Origin of the sequence: Micromonospora sp. NPDC023814 (genome assembly GCF_040639595.1) — a bacterium.
Lineage (GTDB): Bacteria > Actinomycetota > Actinomycetes > Mycobacteriales > Micromonosporaceae > Micromonospora.
Genome location: NZ_JBFAAF010000011.1, coordinates 87621 through 107503 on the forward strand (window position 1 = coordinate 87621; position 19883 = coordinate 107503).

Annotated in this window: 17 protein-coding genes; 5 read left to right on the forward strand and 12 right to left on the reverse strand. The window is 69.3% G+C overall.

Going from position 1 to position 19883, the window contains the following annotated elements; genetic code table 11:
- Positions 1 to 165: 165 nt before the first annotated feature.
- A complete protein-coding gene (locus AB0G14_RS08475) occupies positions 166 to 1203 on the forward strand; it encodes a hypothetical protein (protein WP_357695090.1) in 1038 nt (345 codons plus the stop codon).
- Positions 1204 to 1291: 88 nt separating this feature from the next.
- The gene (locus AB0G14_RS08480) at positions 1292 to 2644 is read left to right on the forward strand and encodes a serine hydrolase domain-containing protein (protein ID WP_357695092.1); all 1353 of its coding nucleotides are present in this window, start codon (positions 1292 to 1294) and stop codon (positions 2642 to 2644) included.
- Between the two features lie 228 nt (positions 2645 to 2872).
- Here AB0G14_RS08480 and AB0G14_RS08485 read toward each other — a convergent pair whose 3' ends face one another.
- The 4 genes from AB0G14_RS08485 to AB0G14_RS08500 all read right to left on the reverse strand — a co-directional run bounded on the left by AB0G14_RS08485 (position 2873) and on the right by AB0G14_RS08500 (position 4861).
- The gene (locus AB0G14_RS08485) at positions 2873 to 3064 is read right to left on the reverse strand and encodes a hypothetical protein (RefSeq protein ID WP_357695094.1); all 192 of its coding nucleotides are present in this window, start codon (positions 3062 to 3064) and stop codon (positions 2873 to 2875) included.
- Between the two features lie 122 nt (positions 3065 to 3186).
- Positions 3187 to 3654 (reverse strand): nucleoside deaminase, encoded by a 468-nt coding sequence (locus AB0G14_RS08490; RefSeq protein WP_357695096.1) that lies wholly within the window; start codon positions 3652 to 3654, stop codon positions 3187 to 3189.
- 281 nt (positions 3655 to 3935) lie between these two features.
- Positions 3936 to 4424, reverse strand: coding sequence for a hypothetical protein (locus AB0G14_RS08495; protein ID WP_357695098.1), 489 nt, complete (start codon positions 4422 to 4424; stop codon positions 3936 to 3938).
- A gap of 83 nt (positions 4425 to 4507) precedes the next feature.
- A complete protein-coding gene (locus AB0G14_RS08500) occupies positions 4508 to 4861 on the reverse strand; it encodes a hypothetical protein (protein WP_357695100.1) in 354 nt (117 codons plus the stop codon).
- An 84-nt stretch (positions 4862 to 4945) separates the two neighbouring features.
- On the opposite strand from AB0G14_RS08500, the gene AB0G14_RS08505 reads away from it, so the two are divergent.
- Positions 4946 to 5098, forward strand: coding sequence for a hypothetical protein (locus tag AB0G14_RS08505; protein ID WP_357695102.1), 153 nt, complete (start codon positions 4946 to 4948; stop codon positions 5096 to 5098).
- A gap of 148 nt (positions 5099 to 5246) precedes the next feature.
- Here AB0G14_RS08505 and AB0G14_RS08510 read toward each other — a convergent pair whose 3' ends face one another.
- Positions 5247 to 8153 (reverse strand): beta-N-acetylglucosaminidase domain-containing protein, encoded by a 2907-nt coding sequence (locus tag AB0G14_RS08510; protein WP_357695104.1) that lies wholly within the window; start codon positions 8151 to 8153, stop codon positions 5247 to 5249.
- Positions 8154 to 8495: 342 nt separating this feature from the next.
- On the opposite strand from AB0G14_RS08510, the gene AB0G14_RS08515 reads away from it, so the two are divergent.
- Positions 8496 to 8825: a hypothetical protein gene (locus tag AB0G14_RS08515; protein ID WP_357695192.1), complete on the forward strand. Its 330-nt coding sequence runs from the start codon at positions 8496 to 8498 to the stop codon at positions 8823 to 8825.
- A 140-nt stretch (positions 8826 to 8965) separates the two neighbouring features.
- Here AB0G14_RS08515 and AB0G14_RS08520 read toward each other — a convergent pair whose 3' ends face one another.
- The 7 genes from AB0G14_RS08520 to AB0G14_RS08550 all read right to left on the reverse strand — a co-directional run bounded on the left by AB0G14_RS08520 (position 8966) and on the right by AB0G14_RS08550 (position 18950).
- Complete coding sequence (locus AB0G14_RS08520; protein ID WP_357695106.1) at positions 8966 to 12175, reverse strand: LamG-like jellyroll fold domain-containing protein; 3210 nt, start codon at positions 12173 to 12175, stop codon at positions 8966 to 8968.
- A gap of 756 nt (positions 12176 to 12931) precedes the next feature.
- Positions 12932 to 13681: an SIS domain-containing protein gene (locus AB0G14_RS08525; protein WP_357695108.1), complete on the reverse strand. Its 750-nt coding sequence runs from the start codon at positions 13679 to 13681 to the stop codon at positions 12932 to 12934.
- Complete coding sequence (locus AB0G14_RS08530) at positions 13674 to 14918, reverse strand: hypothetical protein (RefSeq protein WP_357695109.1); 1245 nt, start codon at positions 14916 to 14918, stop codon at positions 13674 to 13676. The genes AB0G14_RS08525 and AB0G14_RS08530 overlap by 8 nt, the downstream gene beginning before the upstream one ends.
- On the reverse strand, positions 14915 to 15850 hold the full coding sequence (locus AB0G14_RS08535; protein ID WP_357695111.1) for a BadF/BadG/BcrA/BcrD ATPase family protein: 936 nt from the start codon (positions 15848 to 15850) through the stop codon (positions 14915 to 14917). The genes AB0G14_RS08530 and AB0G14_RS08535 overlap by 4 nt, the downstream gene beginning before the upstream one ends.
- The gene (locus AB0G14_RS08540; RefSeq protein ID WP_357695113.1) at positions 15847 to 16746 is read right to left on the reverse strand and encodes a carbohydrate ABC transporter permease; all 900 of its coding nucleotides are present in this window, start codon (positions 16744 to 16746) and stop codon (positions 15847 to 15849) included. The genes AB0G14_RS08535 and AB0G14_RS08540 overlap by 4 nt, the downstream gene beginning before the upstream one ends.
- Positions 16747 to 17697 (reverse strand): sugar ABC transporter permease, encoded by a 951-nt coding sequence (locus tag AB0G14_RS08545; protein WP_357695115.1) that lies wholly within the window; start codon positions 17695 to 17697, stop codon positions 16747 to 16749.
- Entirely contained in the window at positions 17676 to 18950 is a 1275-nt protein-coding gene (locus tag AB0G14_RS08550) for an extracellular solute-binding protein (protein ID WP_357695117.1), read from the reverse strand. The genes AB0G14_RS08545 and AB0G14_RS08550 overlap by 22 nt, the downstream gene beginning before the upstream one ends.
- A 158-nt stretch (positions 18951 to 19108) precedes the next feature.
- Between AB0G14_RS08550 and AB0G14_RS08555 the strand changes: the two genes are divergently transcribed.
- Positions 19109 to 19882 carry a GntR family transcriptional regulator gene (locus AB0G14_RS08555; RefSeq protein ID WP_357695119.1) on the forward strand — a complete coding sequence of 258 codons (774 nt, stop codon included), beginning with the start codon at positions 19109 to 19111 and terminating at the stop codon, positions 19880 to 19882.
- The last annotated feature ends 1 nt before the right edge of the window (position 19883 follow it).

Genomic DNA, 19883 nt, shown 5'->3' on the forward strand with positions numbered 1-19883 from the left:
GCACCAGCCCCAGCGCGGCGCTCGTCTCCACCCAGCCGACCAGAAACACAGGCTGAGCCGGTTTCGGCCGTCCGCTCCACCGCGCCACTATTCAATCGACACATCCCCATATATTGTGCAGGCCGGAAGTCCCGTCGCCGTTCGCCGTGGAGCGTGGAGGAGCGGATGAGACTCATCTCGTGGCAGGACCGACCACGCGGCCGATCGGTGTCGGCGGCCCTGGGCATCCTGGTGCTGGCGGCCGGACTGGCGGTTGCCGGTCCACCCACCGCTGCACAGGCATCCGACTGCACGCGTACCCACACCGGTCGCACGCCGCTGCCGGACCTGCGTACCGGCACGTACCTCGGTGCGCAGGGCGGGCTCTACCCGGGTGGCGTCAACGCCCGCCCGGCCGCACACGACTCGGCGGGGCGATCCCTGGCGGCCACCCAGGTCGTCCCGCGCGACGCGGCGGGCGCCGCCGACCCGACCAACGGCCGGATCGTGTTCGCCTCGATCGGCATGTCGAACACCACCCAGGAGTTCCAGGCGTTCATGCAGGCGGCGGCAGGTGACACCACCATCAACCCCCGGTTGGTGATGGTCGACGGAGCCCAGGGCGGGCGTGCTGCGACCGACTGGGCTGACCCGAACAGCACCACTTGGCAGATCCTCAACGACCGGCTGAGGCAGGCCGGGGTCACCCCAGCCCAGGTGCAGACAGTCTGGCTGAAGCAGCAGTTCGCCGGGGACGGGCTGGGCGCGTTCCCCAGCGGGGCGCAGAAGCTACGGGACTCCCTACGCAGCATCGTCACCATCGCCCGGAGCAGGTACCCGAACCTGCGAATCGTCCACCTGTCCAGCCGCACCTACGGTGACGACTCCACCGCGACCCGCGGCACCGGCGCCTACGAGCAGGCGTTTGCCGTCAAGTGGCTGATCGAGGACCAGATCGCCGGAGATCCTCGACTGGCGTACGCCGGCAGCGGTGCCCCGGCTCCATGGCTGGCCTGGGGCCCGTATCTGTGGGCGGACGGGCTCGGCGCGGACGACGTGGTGGGCGGCGTGCCGGGGCGCAGCGACGGGCTGGAGTGGTCCTGCGCTGACTACCAGAGCGACGGCGTGCACCCCAGCACCTCCGGCCGGAAAAAGGTCGCCCAAGCGCTGATCAGCTTCTACAAGAACGACACCACCGCCGCCCCCTGGTTCCGTCGCAGTTGACCGCAGCCAGCCCGCGGCACGCCGCCCGAAGGGACGGAGCGGCCGGGCAGGATGGATCCGGTCGCGTAGAACTGCCATGATGCCGCGCATGTCACTGCACCGCCGCACCGTGCTCGGCGCCGGTCTCGCGGCAGCCGCCGCCACCCTCGCCGGCTGTCGCGAGGTGGTCCGTTCGGCCACTTCCGGCCCGACCACCGGACCCGGCCCCTCGGCCGCGTCGCCACGGCCCGCAGCGGGACGGGCCACGGCTCCGCGGGCCGCTACGCCAGCCACCACCGGCACCCACGTGACGTCCGCCGACCGCAGGCTGCTCCGCGAACTCGACCGCCACCTCGTCCCGACCAGCGCCAACCCCGAGCATCCGGCGTACGCGGGCGCGGTCGCGCTCTGCCAGGTGAACGGCACCACCACGGCGCGGGCGCGGGTCGGCAAGGCGCTGCGCTACGGCGCAGGCCCGGTGCTGCTGCCCGAGTCGAAGCAGGTCGCGATGCGGCCCGACTCGATCTTCGACCTGGCCTCGATCACCAAGGTCTACACCGCGATCCTCGCGCTACAACAGGTCGACAAGGGACGGCTCGATCTCCACGCGCCCGTGGCCGAATACCTCCCGGGCTTCACGGGCACGGGCAAGACCAGGGTCACCGTCGCCATGCTGCTGACGCACACCAGCGGCCTACCCGTCGGAGCCAAAGTCGCCGGCCTGCCCGACGACGCGGCCCGCCGGGCGGCGGTCCTCGCCACCCCCCTGGTCAGCGGCGCAACCCCCGGCACGGTCTTCCGCTACTCCAGCGTCGGCCTGATGGTCCTCGCATTCCTGGTCGAAAAGGTCACCGGACAGCGGCTCGACCAAGCCCTCACAACCGGGTTGACCGGGCCACTCGGCCTGAAGGACACCGGATTCAACCCCAAGACCTGGCTCAGCGCCTCAGATCAGGCGAGCCGACTCGTCGCCACCGACGCGCGGTCCCCCCGAGGGCTGCTCCGCGGCGTGGTACACGACGACGTCGCCAACCACATGGGAGGAATCGCCGGCCACGCCGGCATCTTCAGCACCGCCGCCGAGGTGGCCGTCATCGGGCAGTTGCTGCTCAACGGCGGCATCCACAACGGCACCCGGATCCTGTCCGAAGAGATCACCCGACAGATGCTCACCAACGTGAACACCGGCCTGCCCGCCGTCGACCCGGAACGACCCAACCGCACCTCCGCGCACGGCCTCGGCGTCGTGCTCGACCAGCCCTGGTTCATGGGCCGGCTCAGCAGCCCCCGCACCTTCGGGCACACCGGCTTCACCGGCACCTCCCTGGTAGTCCGCCCGGACCGCCGGATGGTCCTGGTCCTCCTGACGAACCGTGCCCACCCGAACTGGAGCTGGGCGAACCCCGACCCGGTTCGGGTGGCCGTCGCCAACGCCGTCTCCGCCACCGCGACTCCGCGCTGAGTACCGCGACGGCAGCAGGAGAACCGATTTCGGTTCGGTTTCGTTGGTCCGCCTGTGACGGATGTCGATGTCGACCGATGACATGCGGAGTGGACCGGTTGCAAGCTCGGATCGGGGGTGCGGTTTCGCCGGTCGGAGCCGCGGCGGCGGGCGCGGGGCGTTCGGTGCGCCACGGCGTCATGCGTAGTGGGCGCCTCCCACCGGTCGGCGGGAGGGGCCCACAGGTCGTCAGCCCTTGACCGGAATGGCCCGGGGCAGCGACTGGTCGATCGAGGCGCCGCCGGCGTCCTCGGCGGTGATGCGGAAGCCGAGGAAGCCACCCGCGACCAGCGCCGTGCGCGGTGCGACGAAGGCGTACCCGCCCTTGCTCCCAGGCGACACGTCGACCTCGATCCAGGTGGCACCACCATCGGCGGTCACCCAGGCCCGCACCTGACGGAGCTTGTCCGACGCACCGGTGATGCTGGCCTCGAGAGTCAGCGCCCGTTGAGCCTGCGTGCAGCCGCCCGGACCGCTGCGGCGGCATCGGGTGGAGACGCGCCTCAGCGTGCGCCGTAGTAGCGGCGGTGCAGGTCGTGCACCTGCGCGGCGAGCTCAGGCACGGGCCCTTCCACCACGACGTTGGGAGCGATGTCCCGGATCGGCAGAGACCGCACGGGTGGCGGGGGCACGTTCATCTCGGTCAGCCAGCCCGCCAACTGCTCGGAAGAAGCCACGTACACGATCCGGCCGAGACCCACCCAGCCGTGCGCCGCAGCACACATGGGGCAGTGCTCGCCGGAGGTGAAGACGGTCGCCTGCGCTCGTTGTTCAGGGGACATGTTCGCCGCGGCCCAGCGGGCCAGCTCGAACTCCGGGTGGCGGGTCCGGTCGCCGCCCGCCACCCGGTTGCGGTCCTCGGCGAGGACGGTCCCGTCGGCGTCGACCAGCACCGAGCCGAACGGCTCGTCGCCCTCTTCCAGAGCCTCGACGGCCAACTCGATACAGCGGCGGAGATGCCGCAGTTCCATGTCGCTCACCATGGGTCTCCCGGGAGTCAACCGCCGCTGCCAACGCACTGCCTCACGTGGCTTCGCTGTTGGCGATAGAGGTCAGCCGGTCGGCTGCCGCGACAGGATAGCGATGATTGCGGTGTTGCCGCAGCCGCCACGCGTTGTGTTGCACCGTGCCCATGCCGTCCTTGACCGATCAGGTGGACACCCGCGTCGGCGGCCACGAGGATCCCCGCGAGTGCCGGTCGGCGCGTGGCCGACTGACTCAGGCAGCCACCCCGCCGGCCCTGCGCGTGCGCTCAGGGGTGCACGACGCCCCAGGTGCGATCATCGGGGCCGACCAGGGCAGTCAGGTAGACCGGAGGAGTCTGCTTGGCAGCCTGCCTGCAGACGTGTTTCGTGCATCGGTGCGCAACCTCGAACGCCTCGGCTCCGGACGGAACGATGCGCAGCTCCAGCCGATACACGATGTCATCGCCGCCGTGCTCCTCCTCCGCTGAGAGGATCTCGGCGCGTGCTCTGACCCCGGAGGCCTGCAGTTTCTCGGTGGCCTCGGCCGCCAGGCCCGCAGAGAACCACGCACTGAGCCCGATCACCGACAGGATCAAGCCGGTCACGACCAGGAGCAGCGTCTGCCACCACGCATCGCTGTTCGCGATGAAGATGCCGATCCCGATGACCGTGCCGCCGAGCGCCGAGGTGGTGACGATCCTCTCCCCGAGAGCCGAGCGTCGAGTAGTCAGGTGTACCTGTGTCCACGGGACCGGCTCACGGTCCGATTCGCCCACCACGCCATTCTATGGGGCTTCGGGCATTGCTCCATACCGCTAAAGACCTTGAATGGTCCGGTTGTGTCGGGTTCGCGGGCGTCTCATTGATCGAACGTGAGCCGCTCCCATTCGAGGCCGCCGCGCCAGTCGGGCCGGCCGGCCGCCCAACCGGTGATGACCGACTGGAGCACGTCCAGTTCGCCGGCGTACGCCCGGAAGTGGCGGTCCGGCCCGCCGTCGCGGTACTCGACGACCAGACGCCACCTCCCGTCGTCGTCCCTGATCTCGGCGCACTGGATGTAGGTCTGCCCGCCGGGGGCGTCAGTGCGATGGACAACCAGGAACTCCTCGCCCGTCGAGTGGACCCGCTCAGCGAGATCCAGCAGCAGTTCCTCGGCCGGGTCGTCGTACGTGGCACCCGACTCGACTTCGGCCCGGATGGTGGGTCTTGTCATGCGGCGAGTGTGCCAGCGCGGCTCAACCCGCGCCGCAGCGGCGCGGCAGCGTGGCCGTGACGGTAAGCGAAGCGACCGCGCGAAGTGCCCCCTGAGACCGGACAACTCGTCGTCTCCTATGTCGAGGGCTTCTACAACCCTCGCCGCCGGCACAGCCGTCTGGGTAACGTCAGCCCCGACACCCACGAGAAAGTCCACCACGAGTTCCTGACAGACATCGAGGTGTCCGGCCGGTAGGGGTCACTTTTCAGGCTATCTGCTCCTTCTGTCGACTGCGGGGTACAGCTCGCTCGAGCTGTACCCCGCCACCCCGGCCAGCCGGTGCCGCGCCACCACACGGGAACTCGCCGGCATTGTCGGCCGATGGCCAACTGGGGCGGCCCCGTCAGCGAAGGAAAAAGGTCCCTCCCCATCCTGGGCCGTGTGCCGCCGCCGTCGGGAACATCAATCCGCTCGTGAAACGACCCGCATTGATGTTCGTGATGAGCCGACCCGCACCGTTGATCGAGACCAGGTCGGCGCGGCCGTCCCCGCTCAGATCGGTCGGGTAGGGCAGCATGTTGGCGTTCCAGCCCTGGCCCACAGAAGCTCGGGCTCCAAAGCCGACCAGCCCGTTCGTCACACCCTGGTTGCGGAAGGCGGCAAGCGTCCCGTCCGCCAGCACGCCGAGCACATCCGCAGGTCCGTCACCATCGAGGTCGACGACGTGCATGGCCAGGTAACCGGTCCAGCCCTCACCGACCCGTTGGCCCGCGGCGAACATACCTCCGCCGAAGCTGCCGGTGTTCAAGAAGTGCCACAGCGATCCATCGAACTTGATGGACATCAGGTCGGCTCGTCCATCACCCGTGAGATCACCGACGAAGGGAAGCTCGGCGGTGCTCCACCCCTGGCCCGCCGAGACGGCCGGACCCCAGGTGACCGCACCGTTGTTCATGCCGGTGTTGCGGATTGCCTTGAGCGTGCCGTCCGGGAACACCCCCAGCAGGTCGGCGCGCCCGTCGTCATCGAGGTCGGCCAGGTGCACCGCCAACGTCCCCTGCCAGCCACCGCCGACCTGGACGCCCGCGGCGAACATGCCACCCGTGAAGGACCCGGTGTTCCTGAACTGCACCAAGGCTCCGGTGCTGGTAACCGTGAGCAGGTCCGCGAGCCGGTCACCGTCAAGATCACCGATGATGGGCAGCTGAGAGGCCGACCATCCCTGCCCCACCGTCTGGGTGGCACCCAGCTCCGGCCAGTTCACCGTGGTGCGCAGGTTCTCGTACGCGTTCAGCGTGCCGTTTCCCGTCACGGCCAGGACATCGGAGCGCCCGTCGCCGCTCAGATCCACCCGGTCGATGCCCCGGCGCAGCGCGAAGGTCGCCAGGGGGTGGAGGACGCCGTGTGCCACCGACTCGGGGTGGGCGGCGATGGCGGGAAGGAGGTTACGGATCTCCTGGCGAAGGTTGTTCGCGACGGTGGTCTGTCCGGCGCGCTCGGCGGCCAGGAGATCCACGGCGCGGGTCGCCGCGTCCACGAGTCGCACCGTCTGCTGTAGCCACGGCTTCGCCTGGGTTGTCAGGCTGGTTTGCATGGCCTGCAGGTCGTTGCTGGCCGTCTTGAGATCAGCGAGCCTCTGTCTGAGTGCGGCGGCGGTGCCGTCCACCCCGGTTCCGGTACGGAGGGCGTGGCGGAAGCTTCTGATGGCGTCCGCCAACGCCACCGAGTCGGTGTGGTCGATGACGGACGAGCGGTTGATCTCCGCGAAGGTTCGGAGCTGGCTGGCCTTCGGCCCACCGAGGGTGTTGACGGCGCGGGACCAGGAGTTCTCTGGCTGGTACTGTGCCGGATTCCAGGCGAAGTCGGCGGCCGTGAGCAGGGGCAGCTGAGAGGGGCCCTGCTGGGTCATCTCGTTGAACAGGATTCCTGGGGCAGCCGAGAGCGCGGGCTCACGCCCGACCAGCGGGCCCATCTGGAGCCGGTCCCAGACCTGGTCGTTGACCGGGAAGTTGTCCCAGATGGCGAGGCGGTGCCGGGGGAACGCCAACTGCGCGTCGTCGAGATTCTTCTTGGTGATACGCGGAGACAGCACCTCGGGTCCGGTCCAGTACACGCCCACTGCGGTGTCGAGCCGAGTGTCGAACTCGGTGCGGTAGCTGCTGACCGCCATCCCGGCGTACTCGCTGCTGACGGTGTACAGCTGGCCCATGTCGGCGTGGGTGCTGATGAACTGTGTCTGGACGAAGTTCGTAACGTCGGCCTGCGCCCGGGCCCACGCCGTGACCCCGGTTCCGTATGTGCCGGTGTCGGTGGAGCAGGAGAACGGCCGCGTCGGGAAGACGTCGTCCCAGGCGATGACGAAGTGCCTGACTCCGATCTGGCGCAGCTGGTCGAGCCGGGAGAGCAGCGTGCTGCGCTCCTTGGCGGAGGAGTGGCAGATGCCGTTGGCCTGGTCGAGTGGCATCTCGGGTGAGATCCGGTATACGAACGCGACGTGCAGGCGGTTGGCCTTGGTGACGACTTCTCGTAGATCGCCAAGTTCGGCGTCCGTGTACGGGGTCCGCCAGTTGCCGCTGCCGCTGCCGCCCGTGCGTGGGTCAGCCGCGGGCCCGTAGAAGAAGCGGTTCATCTTGTTGCGGGCGAGGACCTCCACCTGTTCCAGCCGGTCAGCTTTCGTCCACAAGGCCACCCCTGGTGGTGGGGGGTTGGCCGAGTCCATACCACCGCGGAACGAGAAGGCTGGCCAGTCCTTGATCGTGACCCGCGCGATCTCTGCGCCAGAGGCATCCGACGTGAGGAGCTGTCTCAGGGTCTGTGCGGCGTAGAAGGTGCCCACCTTGTCGCCGCCGGAGAGCACGACCCGCTGCCTGCCGCCGGAGTCCGTCCCGGTGGCCAGTAGATAACCCTGATCCGGCAGGGTACTCGGGGCGGTGACACCGACTGCGTTCAGGGCCGCCGCGCTGGCGGGCGTCTCCCGCGCTCCCCCGACGTAGACGGTTGTTCCGGCGCCGGGATCGGTCTCGGTGAGGGTGACCCTGGTTTTGTGTGCGGCGAAAGCGGCCACCACGGCGTCAACGGCCGGCTGGTCCGCGGAAGCGCCACGGACGATTGTCAGAGCGGCCGGCAGGTCGAGCGGGGTCCCGGTGACGGACAGCTCCCGTGGCTGTGGATTGAGAGGCGGGGTGGCTGCGGCGCCGCTGGCCGTGGACGGCGAGCCCAACAGCCCGACCACGCCGAGCAGCGAGGCGAGCGCACAGCCGGCCACCGTGCGTGGAAAGCGCCAGCGTCCCCGAGGGTAGCCGTTTCGCATGGACGTACTCCTAGGAACTTGAGGATCGTGACTGGAGGCCGTGGCGCGCGGCAGGCACGCATCGGCCAATGAAATACTGGACTAGACCAGCGAACTTCGTCAATGACTCCAACCAGGCCGGTAATCATGATTTTGAATTGACCTGGGTCCGCGGTCACGACGTCTCACCGGGTGGCGGGGCCGCTCACGTGCACGTCGGCACATCGGGCCCGACAGCCGTGGACCTGTCCCACCTGGTTCGCCCTGTCGTGGCCGGCATGCCCGCCACGGCATGGAACGACCTGCTCACCCGACTGGCCGCCCCCTGCCAGGCGCAAGCCGAAGCTGACCTGCACAACCGACGTGGCGGTGCCCGACGACTACCAGCAGGCAGCGGACGCCGACCCGGGGAAACCCACAGCGGCAATGCTGCGGGGCGCCCCGGACCGGCCTTACGGCTACCACCCGTTGTTCTGCGTCCTGGACAACACCCGAGAGGCGCTGACCGGGCTATTGCGTCGGGGTCGGGCCGGGTCGAACACCACCGCGGACCACATCACCGTCCGCGACGCCGCCCTCGCGCAGACCCCGGACGCGCACCGGTACGGCACTGAGATCCCCTTCCGGTCGGACTCGGCCGGCTGCATGTACGGCCTCCTGACGCACATCCGATCGTTGCGCAGCACGGCATGAACACCTTGTTCTCGGTGGGGGTGGCGACCACCGAGCCGATCCGGGACGCCATCGGCCAACCCGAAGGGTGGGTGCCGGCCCTACCGGCCACCAGATCCGCCTCTACGACAGTACGACCGAGGTCGGCTGATCGACAGGCTTCACCGTCTCACGACCGTCACACCCTTGACGTAGTGGGCCTTCACCTTGTCCGGGGTGAGCGCGCGATCGTAGACGGCGACCTCGGACATCCATCCGCCGAAGCGGTTCGCCGCGTCATCCCCTCGTGCCCCGATCTTCAGCGAGGCAGCCCCGTCGGTCGGCACCCGGCTGATCGGCACGGAGGCGCGCTCGGTGCCGTCGAGATAGACCTTGAGCGTCGAGCCGTCGAAGACGGACACCAGGTGGTGCCAGCCCCACTGCAGCACGGGGGAACCGACCGGACCGGTGGTGGACAGGGAGTCCGAGAGGTTCATCGCCGCCGGCCGGTTCTTCGCACCCAGGCGCAGGAGGTACCCGTCACGGGCGGGCGAGTCGTACTTCTCCAGCACGCCCTGGTCGCCGCCCTCCCGGACGTAGACCCATGCCTCCAGGGCATAGGGGCCGGTCAGGCTCAGGCTTGCCGAGTCGGGTACCTCGATGTAGCCGCCCTCAAGGCTCATCGACCGGCTGTTCCCATCGGCCAGCGGCCCCGGCTGGCCCTGGACCACGGATCCCCGGACGACCCCGTTGTTGCCGTGCCCGGACCTGTCGAGCACTGTCGCCCCGCTGTCGTCGAGCCGCCAGTAACCGACGGCGCCGTCGGCCCGCACCAGGTCGGCGTAGGTCCCGGGAGCCGGCCTGGCCACCGTCACGGTCGTGGTGAACGCCCTCGGCTCCCCGCCATCCGGGCGGGCGGTCATGACGATCCGGTAGTCACCCGGCGCCGCATTCTCCGGGACCGAGACGCGCGTACGGACCTGCTGCCAAGCGAGCCCGTTCTTGGCGTTGCGGGTGAACAGGATCTGCTCGGACGGTGGCGTCCATCCGTCCGGAAGGTCCACCGAGATCCGGCCCTGGACGACCGCGGTCCCGGACATCTCGACGAGCATCCCGAGATCAGTCGTCGTCCCCGGGGCAACCATGGTCGCCAGATCGGTCGCAACGACCTGCGCCCGGGACAGTTGGCCCACCTGAACGCGCGACACCGCAGCTCGAACGGTCGTCGTCCCTGTGCCCGGTACCGTCACGGCGTCGCCCTCGACGGCGACTGCCGCGCCGTTGGCGGTCGCGGCCTCCAGCCGGTAGCCGGCCGGCAGTCGTAGATGCAGCTTGACCCGCTGGAGCCCGGGGCGACCCGCCGCGGTGGGCGGGGGCGTCACGGTGGCTTCGATCGTGCCCCGGGCAACGGCCGAGGTGATGGTGTAGGTCACCGGGCCGAACAAGGTCGGCAGTTTGGTGACCCCGACCGTCTGGCCGTCGGACAGCCACGGCTTGGGCGTTGCCGGCGCGAGGTCGAGTTCGGTCGGCACACCCGCGGCGTCGAGGGTCTCGTTGACGAGCATCCCCCGCAGCGCCTTGAGGTACGTGGCGTTGTTCGGTGACAGGGGTGCCCGGAACTGGGAGCGGTAGTACTCCATCGGGCACGGCGCGACGGTTTCGCCCTCGCCCCCGATGAAGGTGTTGCGGGTGAAGCCCTGGGCGAGCATGCCGTAGAACGTCAGCCCGATCCGGTCGGCATCACCGATCTGGTCGAGATACTTGAGGTAGGACCAGCCGTACTGCTGGTCGACGCCACTCGAGCGGTAACCGTCCGCTGCGGGCCACGGGCCAGCAGGGCGGGTCTGGCACGCCTCGACCGGCTCACCGCTGAGATTGAACCGCGTGAGCCCGAGGAACGTGGCGCCATGCTTGTTGAGGAAGGTCGTCAGCCCCTGCCCGACAGGGCTGTTGAGATCGATCAAGCCGCTGCCCAGGGCGTACGGCATGATGAGGTTCCAGTAGCTGCCCTGCGGTGAGTTCGTGATCATCCCGGCTGGGTCGAAGTCGTTCGGCTCGAGCAGCGCAACGGGCACGAAGACCGAGCCGTCGGGCAACTGGGTCTTGCTCCGATCGATCGCGGCGAGGGTCGCGGCGCGTAGCCCGTCTGCCTGTGCGGTGAAGGCGGCCGCGTCGTCGGGGTGGCCGATGAGACGCAGGACGACACCCATGTCGCGCAGGCCACGCCACACGTCTGCCTGGTGGTGGATGCCGTGAGCCCGTGCGCTGTTGTCGGAATAGAGGCTCGTCTTGGCGAGCAGCCCGTTGGGGTCGTTGCTCCGCTGGGCCGCGATGTCGTTGAGCCACGCCTTGAAGGTGGCCAGGTGGGCCGTGATGAGTCCGGAGTCCCCGGTCTGGAGGTGGTACCTCGCGGCCGCCTGGAGCTTGATGCCCCGCTCCCAGGTCGTGAACCCGTCAAGGTACTGCCCCCGGACGAGGAACTCGTCCATCGTCTGCCGGGTGCGCGGCGCGTAGCCGAAGTCGCCGAGCGACCCCACCGTGGCCACCACCTCGGGGATCCATGCGAACTTCGGGTCGTCGGGCAGCTCGTAGCCGTTGCCGATCGTGAGGTTGTAGCCCATGACGAGGTTGGTCAGCAGCATGGACCGCATGGCGTCGGCGGCGTACTTCTCCGGAATCTGCACCCCACTGCCGGTGTCGAGCTGGCCCTTCCAGTAGGCGATCATCTGTGCCCGCCTGGCGTCGTAGCCGCTGCTGTCCATGACGACCGTCCCGAGCGCCTGGGGCTGGTTCATCATGAGCAGGTGGACCTCCGCCGGGCCCTTGCTGAGGTCGAGGGTGTAGGTCAGATCCGGTGCGCTCCACGCAGCCTGGCCACTGTAGGCGAGCGCGAGCTTGTCGCCCACCTTGAGGTTGTTCTCGGCAGCCACGGCCCCGGCGACGTACATGCCGTTCAGATTGACGCGAAGCGTGGCCGACGTCTGGCCGGAGTTCCCCGGCCGGACGATGAAGCGGATCATGCTCATGAGCCGAGCGGAGCCGGAGAACCGGGTGACATAGGACTCCCGTTCATAGGTCCGTCCCTGGCGATCGGTGTAGCGGTTCTGCAGCACCGGCTGGTAGCCATCGGCGAGCGTCGGCTCGTCAAGCCTGGTCTCGGCCGACCCGTAGAGTTCGGTCCCGTCGCCGACGTAGAACTTGACCCACTGCCGAGTCCGCCCGTCGGCGAAGTCCGAGTTGATCTGGCTGCCGTCGGTGAAGTGGAAGCTGAAGTCCCGTTGCGCGCTGAAGTTCTTGAGGTCCGGCATCGGGTATGTCAATGGAAGGTTGTTCCACCGGGTGTCGTGCCAGAAGTCGTCGCCGTGGTTGGCCGGTACGAGAAGGTCCCGCATGTTTGCCATCGTCGGGCCGTCAGGCAGCGCCATGAGCTGCTCACCCCATGTGTCGGCCCCTTGCCGCAGGGCCGCCTGGACGCGCTGGACGTATCCCTCGGGGAACGCCGGCTGGTCTGGACGACCGATTGGCCCGTCAGGCATGGCGTCTCCAGCTGACGGCCCGGACGCAGCCCGGGGTGAAGCCGGCGCCGCTGCGGTAACCGGCGACAGGACGACTCCCCCGGCCGCGAGACAAGCCACCAGGAGTGCAGCCATGCATGCCCGTCGGTTCGTACTTTGTCTAGCAGCCATCAGCCCTGCTCCTCATCGAGTCGGTAATCGCGACGCGGGCTGGCGGGGCGTGCACTCGGTGCCCAGGGCCACCCGCGCGTCCGGGCAGATGCGGCAGACGCTAATACTGGTATAGACCGGAGTCAAGATGCGTCGTCTGCGCCCCATCCGGATCCGCGACCATCGCCTCCACCACCGACCGGAACATCACCGCGGACGGGACCGAGCATCGACCAATAGTGGCCATCCCCGTGACCCCGCTACCGGCGCCGCGCGATCCCCAACCCCTGTTCTGCACCCGACAACGCCGGACGACAGCAACCGTGGAGAGCCCGTTGCGCGGAGACGCGCACGGCGGGTTCGGGGAGCGGCCTGAAGAAACGGACCAGCGGCAACGCAGGCACCGCGCTCCAGGCCGACACAACTAGGACTTCCCCGACGAAACTTCTCCCCCGACGCCTGGAAGCCTTCGTCCGGGGCGGATCAGGGTTCGATCGGCCGAACCTGATCCCGGTACCGCTCATAGAGGCCGCGATTGTGCGCGTCGCCCTGAGCAAGATTCGCGGACACGTGGACGGGCGGGTCGATGTCGCGGGCCAACAGCCGGCGGCAGACCAGTTCGGTGAGGAGCTGCGCGATGAGGACTCCGGTGAACGACGAAACCGCCCCTGTCCGAACTCCTGGGGTGATCTCCAGTGCCGCGTCTCCCGCCGGCGCGTGGTTGTCGATCACCACATCCGCCAGGTCAGCGAGATGCGGTCCCTGGGTGGAACGTGCACCGGCCGAGCGCGTGTGGGCGAGCGAGGTGACTGCCACGATCGGATGCGCGCGGTCGCGGGCCAGCGTCGCCATCTCGATGACGGCGGCGTTGATGCCGGAGTTGGAGACGATGAGGAAGGCGTCGTGCTCGGAGGGTGCGGCGAGGCGGTAGATCTGCTCGGCGAGACCGGACTCGCGCTCGTACGTCGGGTCGAGGATCGGCCCCGGGTCGACGCCGCCGAACATCACGAGATCCTTGACCGCCAGCATGCTGACGGCGGCGAGCCCACCGGCACGCCCGGCGAGTTCGAGGGTGACGATCCGCGAGTGACCGGTCCCGAACGCCTGTAGGACGCCACCGGCGGCGATGGCGTCGGCGACGAGCCCGGCTGCGGCCTCGATGGCGTCCAGCTCCGTGGCCAGAACCTGTTCGAGTGCGTTCCGGGCGATGGTGGCGTAGGCCGGCTCAGGCACTGATCCTCCTGGGATGTTCACGGTCGCCGACGGCTTCGACGGCGGCTTCGACGGCAGCCTCGACGACGATCTCGCCGCTGCCCGCGGTGACCGGACTGACATAGGTTTCGTAGCAGGGTTGCGTGTCGCGGGCGGGTAGGTAGCCGAGGTAGCCGTTCGCATAGCCGAGGACCACGATGTCCCCCACCTGGTCGGGTGCTGCCGAACGGATCGTTTCGCCCAGCTCCAGGAACAGCTCGCCGGGAACGGCCACGACCGTGACCCCGTCGAGGTCCACCGCCTCCACGTCGACGACGTACGGTTCGGTGCGACGGCGGGCCGCCTGCTCCTCCGCGATCCGCCTCCCCTGTTGCAGGACCCAGCGGATGCGTTCGTCCTTGCCCACCGGCAGCGGCGTCTGCCGCAGGGCTACGTCGAGCTCCGCGGGCTGCTTGGGGGCGAGTGTGACGGTTCGCGAGATCGGCGGCCGTACCGGCGTCGGGGTGCCCCCGCCGACGTGCGGCGGCACCGGTAGGACCCGGTCGGCCAACCAGGCCCCGAGCCGATCCACCTCGTCGAGCCCCCGCCCCTGACGCGTTTGCCGGGTACTGATGTCGCCGGCGGCACCGGTGGCGACGACCACCCACCTGCCTGGTGCGGACAGCGCCCGGCGGATGCCGCCGTTCAGGTCCGCGCTCACATGGTTGTTGTCGGCGGGAAAAATGGTCGGGTGGACCGGAGAGATCACGACCAGCCCCACCACGTCGGCACCCGCGGTGACCGTGAGGGTGTCGACGGGAATGTCCAGCGGGCCCGCGTCGGCGACGTTACGGCGACCGGCCAGCTTGGGAACCAGTGTGCGGACGCAGCCGAGTCTGGCGGCGCGCTCGGACTCCATGGCGGACCGTGCGGCCGCCAGCGACGCGGCTTCGAGCCGGTCGGCGAGGTGCCGTGGCGTGGCCTCGCCGCCGGGGCTGCAGCCCGCCTCGGGACTCGCGTGGGTGTGGGTGGCGGCGACCCAGCAGGACTGCACGCCGATGTCCCGCATGGCGCTCCGGATCCGCTCGACGACATCGGCATTGACGCAGATCAGATCCGCGACCACCAGCGCGAACCGGTGGCCGTCGTCGGCGAACGTGACGGCATGGACCTCCAGCGGGTCGAGCACGTTCTGGACGCCGTCGGAGCGGTCGGCGTAGCCACCCATGGGTTCTCCGGGCACGACCTCGAGCCGCACCATGCCGTGTCCGACCCTCATGCGTCGCCACCGATTCCGTGGCTCGCCAGCAGGCGTGCGTAGGGGTCGACACCGCTCAGCAGCGCCGGACCGCCATCGAGCGGCTCCGCTCTGGGGGCGACCAGGGACAGCCCCCTGGCCTCGAGTTCAGCCGCCAGCGCCTGGTGGAGCGCGTTCCCCAGGGCTAGCAGCCGTCCGCTGAAGGACACCCGCCGGGCTGCCCCGCTGAGGCCGAGCCGGACGGCTGCCACCTGCGCCGCATCGGCGAGATCGGCCGCGGCCTGGGCGCAGATCCGTCCCGCCACCGGGTCGGCCTGCGCGGCCGCGTCGAGCACGTCGCGGGCGAAGGCCGCGGTACGGGCGACCACGGCGGGGTCCCGGTAGTAACGCTGCAGCGCCGCCAGGTCGATACCGCCGAGCGCGGTGACGAGACGGTCGGCCAGTGCCGTTGCCGGCCCGACCTGGTCGTGCGACGCGGTGGCGGCGCGCATTCCGGCCAGTCCGATGGCGTACGCGCTGCCCCGGTCACCGAGGTGGGGTCCCCATCCGTCGAGCCGGGCGTGGTCGCCGTCGGTGTCCACCGCGAGCACGGTCGTCCCGGTCCCGACGCACAGCAGTACGCCGGGACCGCCGAGAGCGCCGGCGTGCGCGAGGATGCTGTCCTCCACGACCACGGCCCGGCCGCCGAACTGCCGCTCGAGGGCGAGGGCCAGCCGCCGGCGTTCGGCGTGCTCCCCCGGTACGCCGGTCAGGCCGGCTACCACGCCGGCCACCCGTGCGGGGAGGGTGATCGTCGCCGCGGCGCCACGAACGGCGGCCAGTATCCGGTCGACGCCGTCCTCGTCCGGCTGGTAGGAGAAGCCCGGGCCGACGCCGATCTGGCGGCCCGCCGGGGTACGCAGCAGCAGCCGAAGTTCCGACTTGCCGCCGTCGATGGTGATCGTCGTGGTCATCGCGACATCCCTGCGGTCAGCCCTGCCACAATCTGCTTGGTCGCGAGTGCGAACACCACGGCCAGCGGTACCAGGGCGATCACGAGTCCGGCGAACAGGGTGCCGCGGTCGGCGGCGAACTCGCCGAAGAACCGGGTCAGTCCGACCGGGATGGTGTACTTGTCGCCGCTGCGCAGCAGCACCAACGGGTAGAAGAAGTCGTTCCAGGTCGGCGCGAACTGGAAGACCGTTGCCACCGCGAGCGCCGGCCGCATCAGGGGCAGGACGACCGACACGAACAACCGGCCCTCGTTCGCCCCGTCGATCCGCGCGGCCTCCTCCAGCTCACCGGGCAGTCCCCGCATGAAGCCCATGATCACGAAGACCGAGAACGGGATTCCGCTCGCCGCGTAGAGCAGCACCAGCCCGATCCGGCTGTCGATCAGACCCATCGACTGGAACATGTAGAACACCGGCAGCAGGCCGAGTTTCGCGGGAATCATCAACCCGGACAGGAAGAACGCCGCCAGCAGGGCGCGGCCCCGGAACCTCCACCTGGCCAGGGCGTAGGCGGCCATCGCCGACACGCTGACGCACAACGCCACGGAAGCGCAGGTGACGGTGAGGGAGTTGACGAAGTACGTCGAGATCGACGCGGTCTGCCACGCGCGGGTGTAGTTGCTCAGGTCGAACGAACTGGGCAGGCCGACCGGCGCCCGGAGGATCTCCGCGTTGGGCCGGAGCGAGCCGATCAGCACCAGCAGCAGCGGGCCGAAGGCGATCGCGGCGTACGTCCACAGGAGGAGCTGGCTGCCCGCGCCGTGCCACAGCGAACGCTGGCGGCTGCCGCGCGGACGTACGGTCCCGGCTCCGACCTTCCATGCCCGGCGGGGGGCGGCACGAAGGGTGGTAGACATCTAGTGGACCTCCCGGCGGCGCAGCGCCCGCTCGAGGGCCAGGGAGACGCCGAAGATGAGCACGAAGATCAGCATGGCCAACGCCGACGACTCTCCGATCGCGTTGCTGCCGCCCTGGAAGGCGGTCCGGTAGTAGAGCAGACCCAGCACGTCCATGGCGCCGCCGGGCCCGCCGTCGGAACCGCCCAGCGCGTAGACGAGATCGAAGATGTTGAAGCATCCGATGAACGTCAACACGGTGATCACTCCGACCGCCGGCATCAGAAGTGGGAACCGGATGCTCCAGAACGCCCGGGTCGGTGACGCGCCGTCCATCGCGGCCGCCTCCTCCAACTCCTGGGGAATACCGGCCAGAGCGGCGCCGAAGATGAGCATCGGTCCGCCGATCCACTGCCAGGCGTTGACCAGGATCAGTACCGGCAGTGCGAGGTCCGGCTCGCCGAGCCACGGGCGCGCCCAGGAGTCCAGGCCGACCGCGCTGAGCGCGAAGTTGATCGGGCCGAAGGTGGGGCTCAGCAACAGCGACCAGATGTACCCGACGATCAGCGGGCTGATCAGGTACGGGAGCGAGAAGAGCGTCTGGAACAGCCGCTTGCCCCAGGGGTTACGGTGCAGGAGCACCGCCAGGCCGAGCCCGATGGTGTTCTGGATCGCCATGGTGCCGACGAAGAAGAGCACGTTGTGTCCGAGCGCGGCGGGGATCTCGTCGTTCAGCGGGTAGCGGGTGAGGATCTCCCGGTAGTTGCCGATCCCGACGAACTCCCCCTGTCGGGTGCCGTCCCAGCGGAACAGCCCGTAGTAGAAGGCGGTGACGAGCGGCACCACGAGGAAGAGGCCGTAGAGCGCGAACGCCGGCAGGCAGAAGGTCGTGATCCACCCTGCCGAGACCCGTCCCGCCCGGCGGCGTGACCGCCGGGCAGGACGGACCGTCAGTTCTTGGGCCGGAACCACTGATCGACCCCTCGTTGGATGTGTGCGGCCGTGTCGGCGGCGTTGCTTCGGCTGAGGACGTAGTCGGAGAACGCCTCGGAGGCGAGGTCCCAGGCGGTGGGTGTGCCGCCGGAGAAGTACGCGTAGGTGACGTACGGGCTGGGGTTCGCCTGGTACCCCTTGAGTGCCTGCGCCAGGAGTTCGTCCTGCGGCTCGACGCCCGGTACCGGGGAGATCTGCTGAAGCTCGTTGGACAGCGCCTTGCCGAACTCCTCCGTCGCCATCCACCGCACGAGGTCCAGCGCCGCGTCCCGGTGGCGGGACTTCGCCGAGACGCCGAACGACCCGTCGACGTAGCCGGGCACCAGGGTCTTGTCGACCGCCGCGCCGGGCGCCGGCGGCACGTTGAAGATGCCCATGTCGAGCTGGGGGTTGGCCTTCTTGAACCCGGCGAGCTCCCACACGCCGCCGGGGAACATGGCGGCCCGGCCGGAGGTGAAGAGGGCCTGCGCGTCGCTGTAGTTCACCCCGGACGCCTGCGCCGGCCAGTACTTCTGGGTGCTCTTCCAGGTCTCCAGCGACTTCACCCAGGGCGCGTCGGTGAACTTCGCCGAGCCGTTGAGCATCTTGGTGAGGTAGTCGGGGCCACCGTACGTGGTGGCTCCGAAGATCTCCTGCTCGATCGGCAGCATCCACTTGTCGGTGACGGTGTTCGCCAGCGGGGTGACGCCGGCCTTGCTGAGCTTGTCGAAGCCCGCGATCATGTCCGCCCAGGTGGTGGGGGCGGCGATGCCGTTGTCGGCGAAGATCTTCTTGTTGTAGATGACGTGCAGCGTCTGGATCGCGAACGGAACGCCGTAGACGCGCCCGTCCTTCTCGCCCTTCGCACCGTCGAGGATCGGCTTCGGGAACCCGCTCAGCTTGTCGACCTGGTCGTCGAGGGGCACCAGGCTGCCGGAGCCGACCAGCGGCTGGAGCAGTCCGTAGGAGCGCAGCTGCGCGACGTCGGGGCCGTTGGCATCGGTGAGCCCGGTCTTGAGGATCGTGTCGTACTCGGTGTTCTTGTAGGGGACGTACTCCACGGTCACGCCCGGGTGGGCCTTCTCGTAGATCTGGAAGATCTTCTTGTACGCCGCGACGTCCTCCTGCCGCCAGCCCCAGACCTTCAGGTTGACGGCGTCGCCACCACCGTCCCCGCTGTCGCCCGGCGCGCAGGCGGCGAGGGTGACGGCGAGTGTCGCGACCACCCCTATCACACCGAATCTTCTGGGCATCTCGTCTCCGATCGTCGTGGCCGCCACCCTCCAGACCTGGCGGACGGGCCGAGCGTAATACTGGTATAGACCGGAGGTCAACGGGTTGCAGCGAGTCAACGGTGGGCCGGAAGCTGCCCGTAGGATGGCTCCAACTGCGGGGAAAGGGGATCGGGTCCGTGCCAAGGAGGCGACACGAGCCGAGCGACGGGGCGCTTGAATCGTTGCTGGCGGAGCACAACCGCGGCAAGGGTGAGCACATCAGAGACGTGCTCACCGCTATGGTCCTGAGCTCGCGGGACGGCGCGCTGCTTCCCTCGGAACGGGTCCTCGCCGAACGGTTCGGCGTCGCCCGGATGACCGTCCGGGGCTCCATCGACGCGCTGGAGGCGAAGAGAATGGTCCGGCGGGTGCCCGGGCGCGGCACCTTCGTGCAGCACCCCACGCTGACCCACTCGGAGATCTTCCGCTCGTTCAGCGAGGACATGCGGATGCGCGGCATGACACCGGGCGCCAAGTCGTACCGCGCCCGTACCCGCCCGGCCACCCGCGCCGTCGCCGCCAGCCTCGACATCGACCCGGGCGAGCCGACCCACTACATCGAGCGGATCCGTACCGCGGACGGCATCCCGATGGCGCTGGAGCGGACCAACCTCGCCGCGGCGCGGTTCCCCAACCTGCCGGCGGTGATGGGGCGCGATGACTCGCTGTACGAGGTGCTGGGCCGCGTCTTCGGGGTGCGGCTGGAATCGGCGCGGCAGACGGTCACCATCGCCCGGCTGACCGACGCCGAGGCGAAGCGGCTCGAAGTCGCGGAGGACAGCCCGGCGTTCCTGATCGAGCGCATCTCGGTGGACAACATGGGAAAGGTCGTGGAGTTCGGCCGGTCGCTCTACCGCGGGGATCGTTACGCGATCCAGATGCACGTCAGCCCCCCGTCGCCGGAGGGCTGAC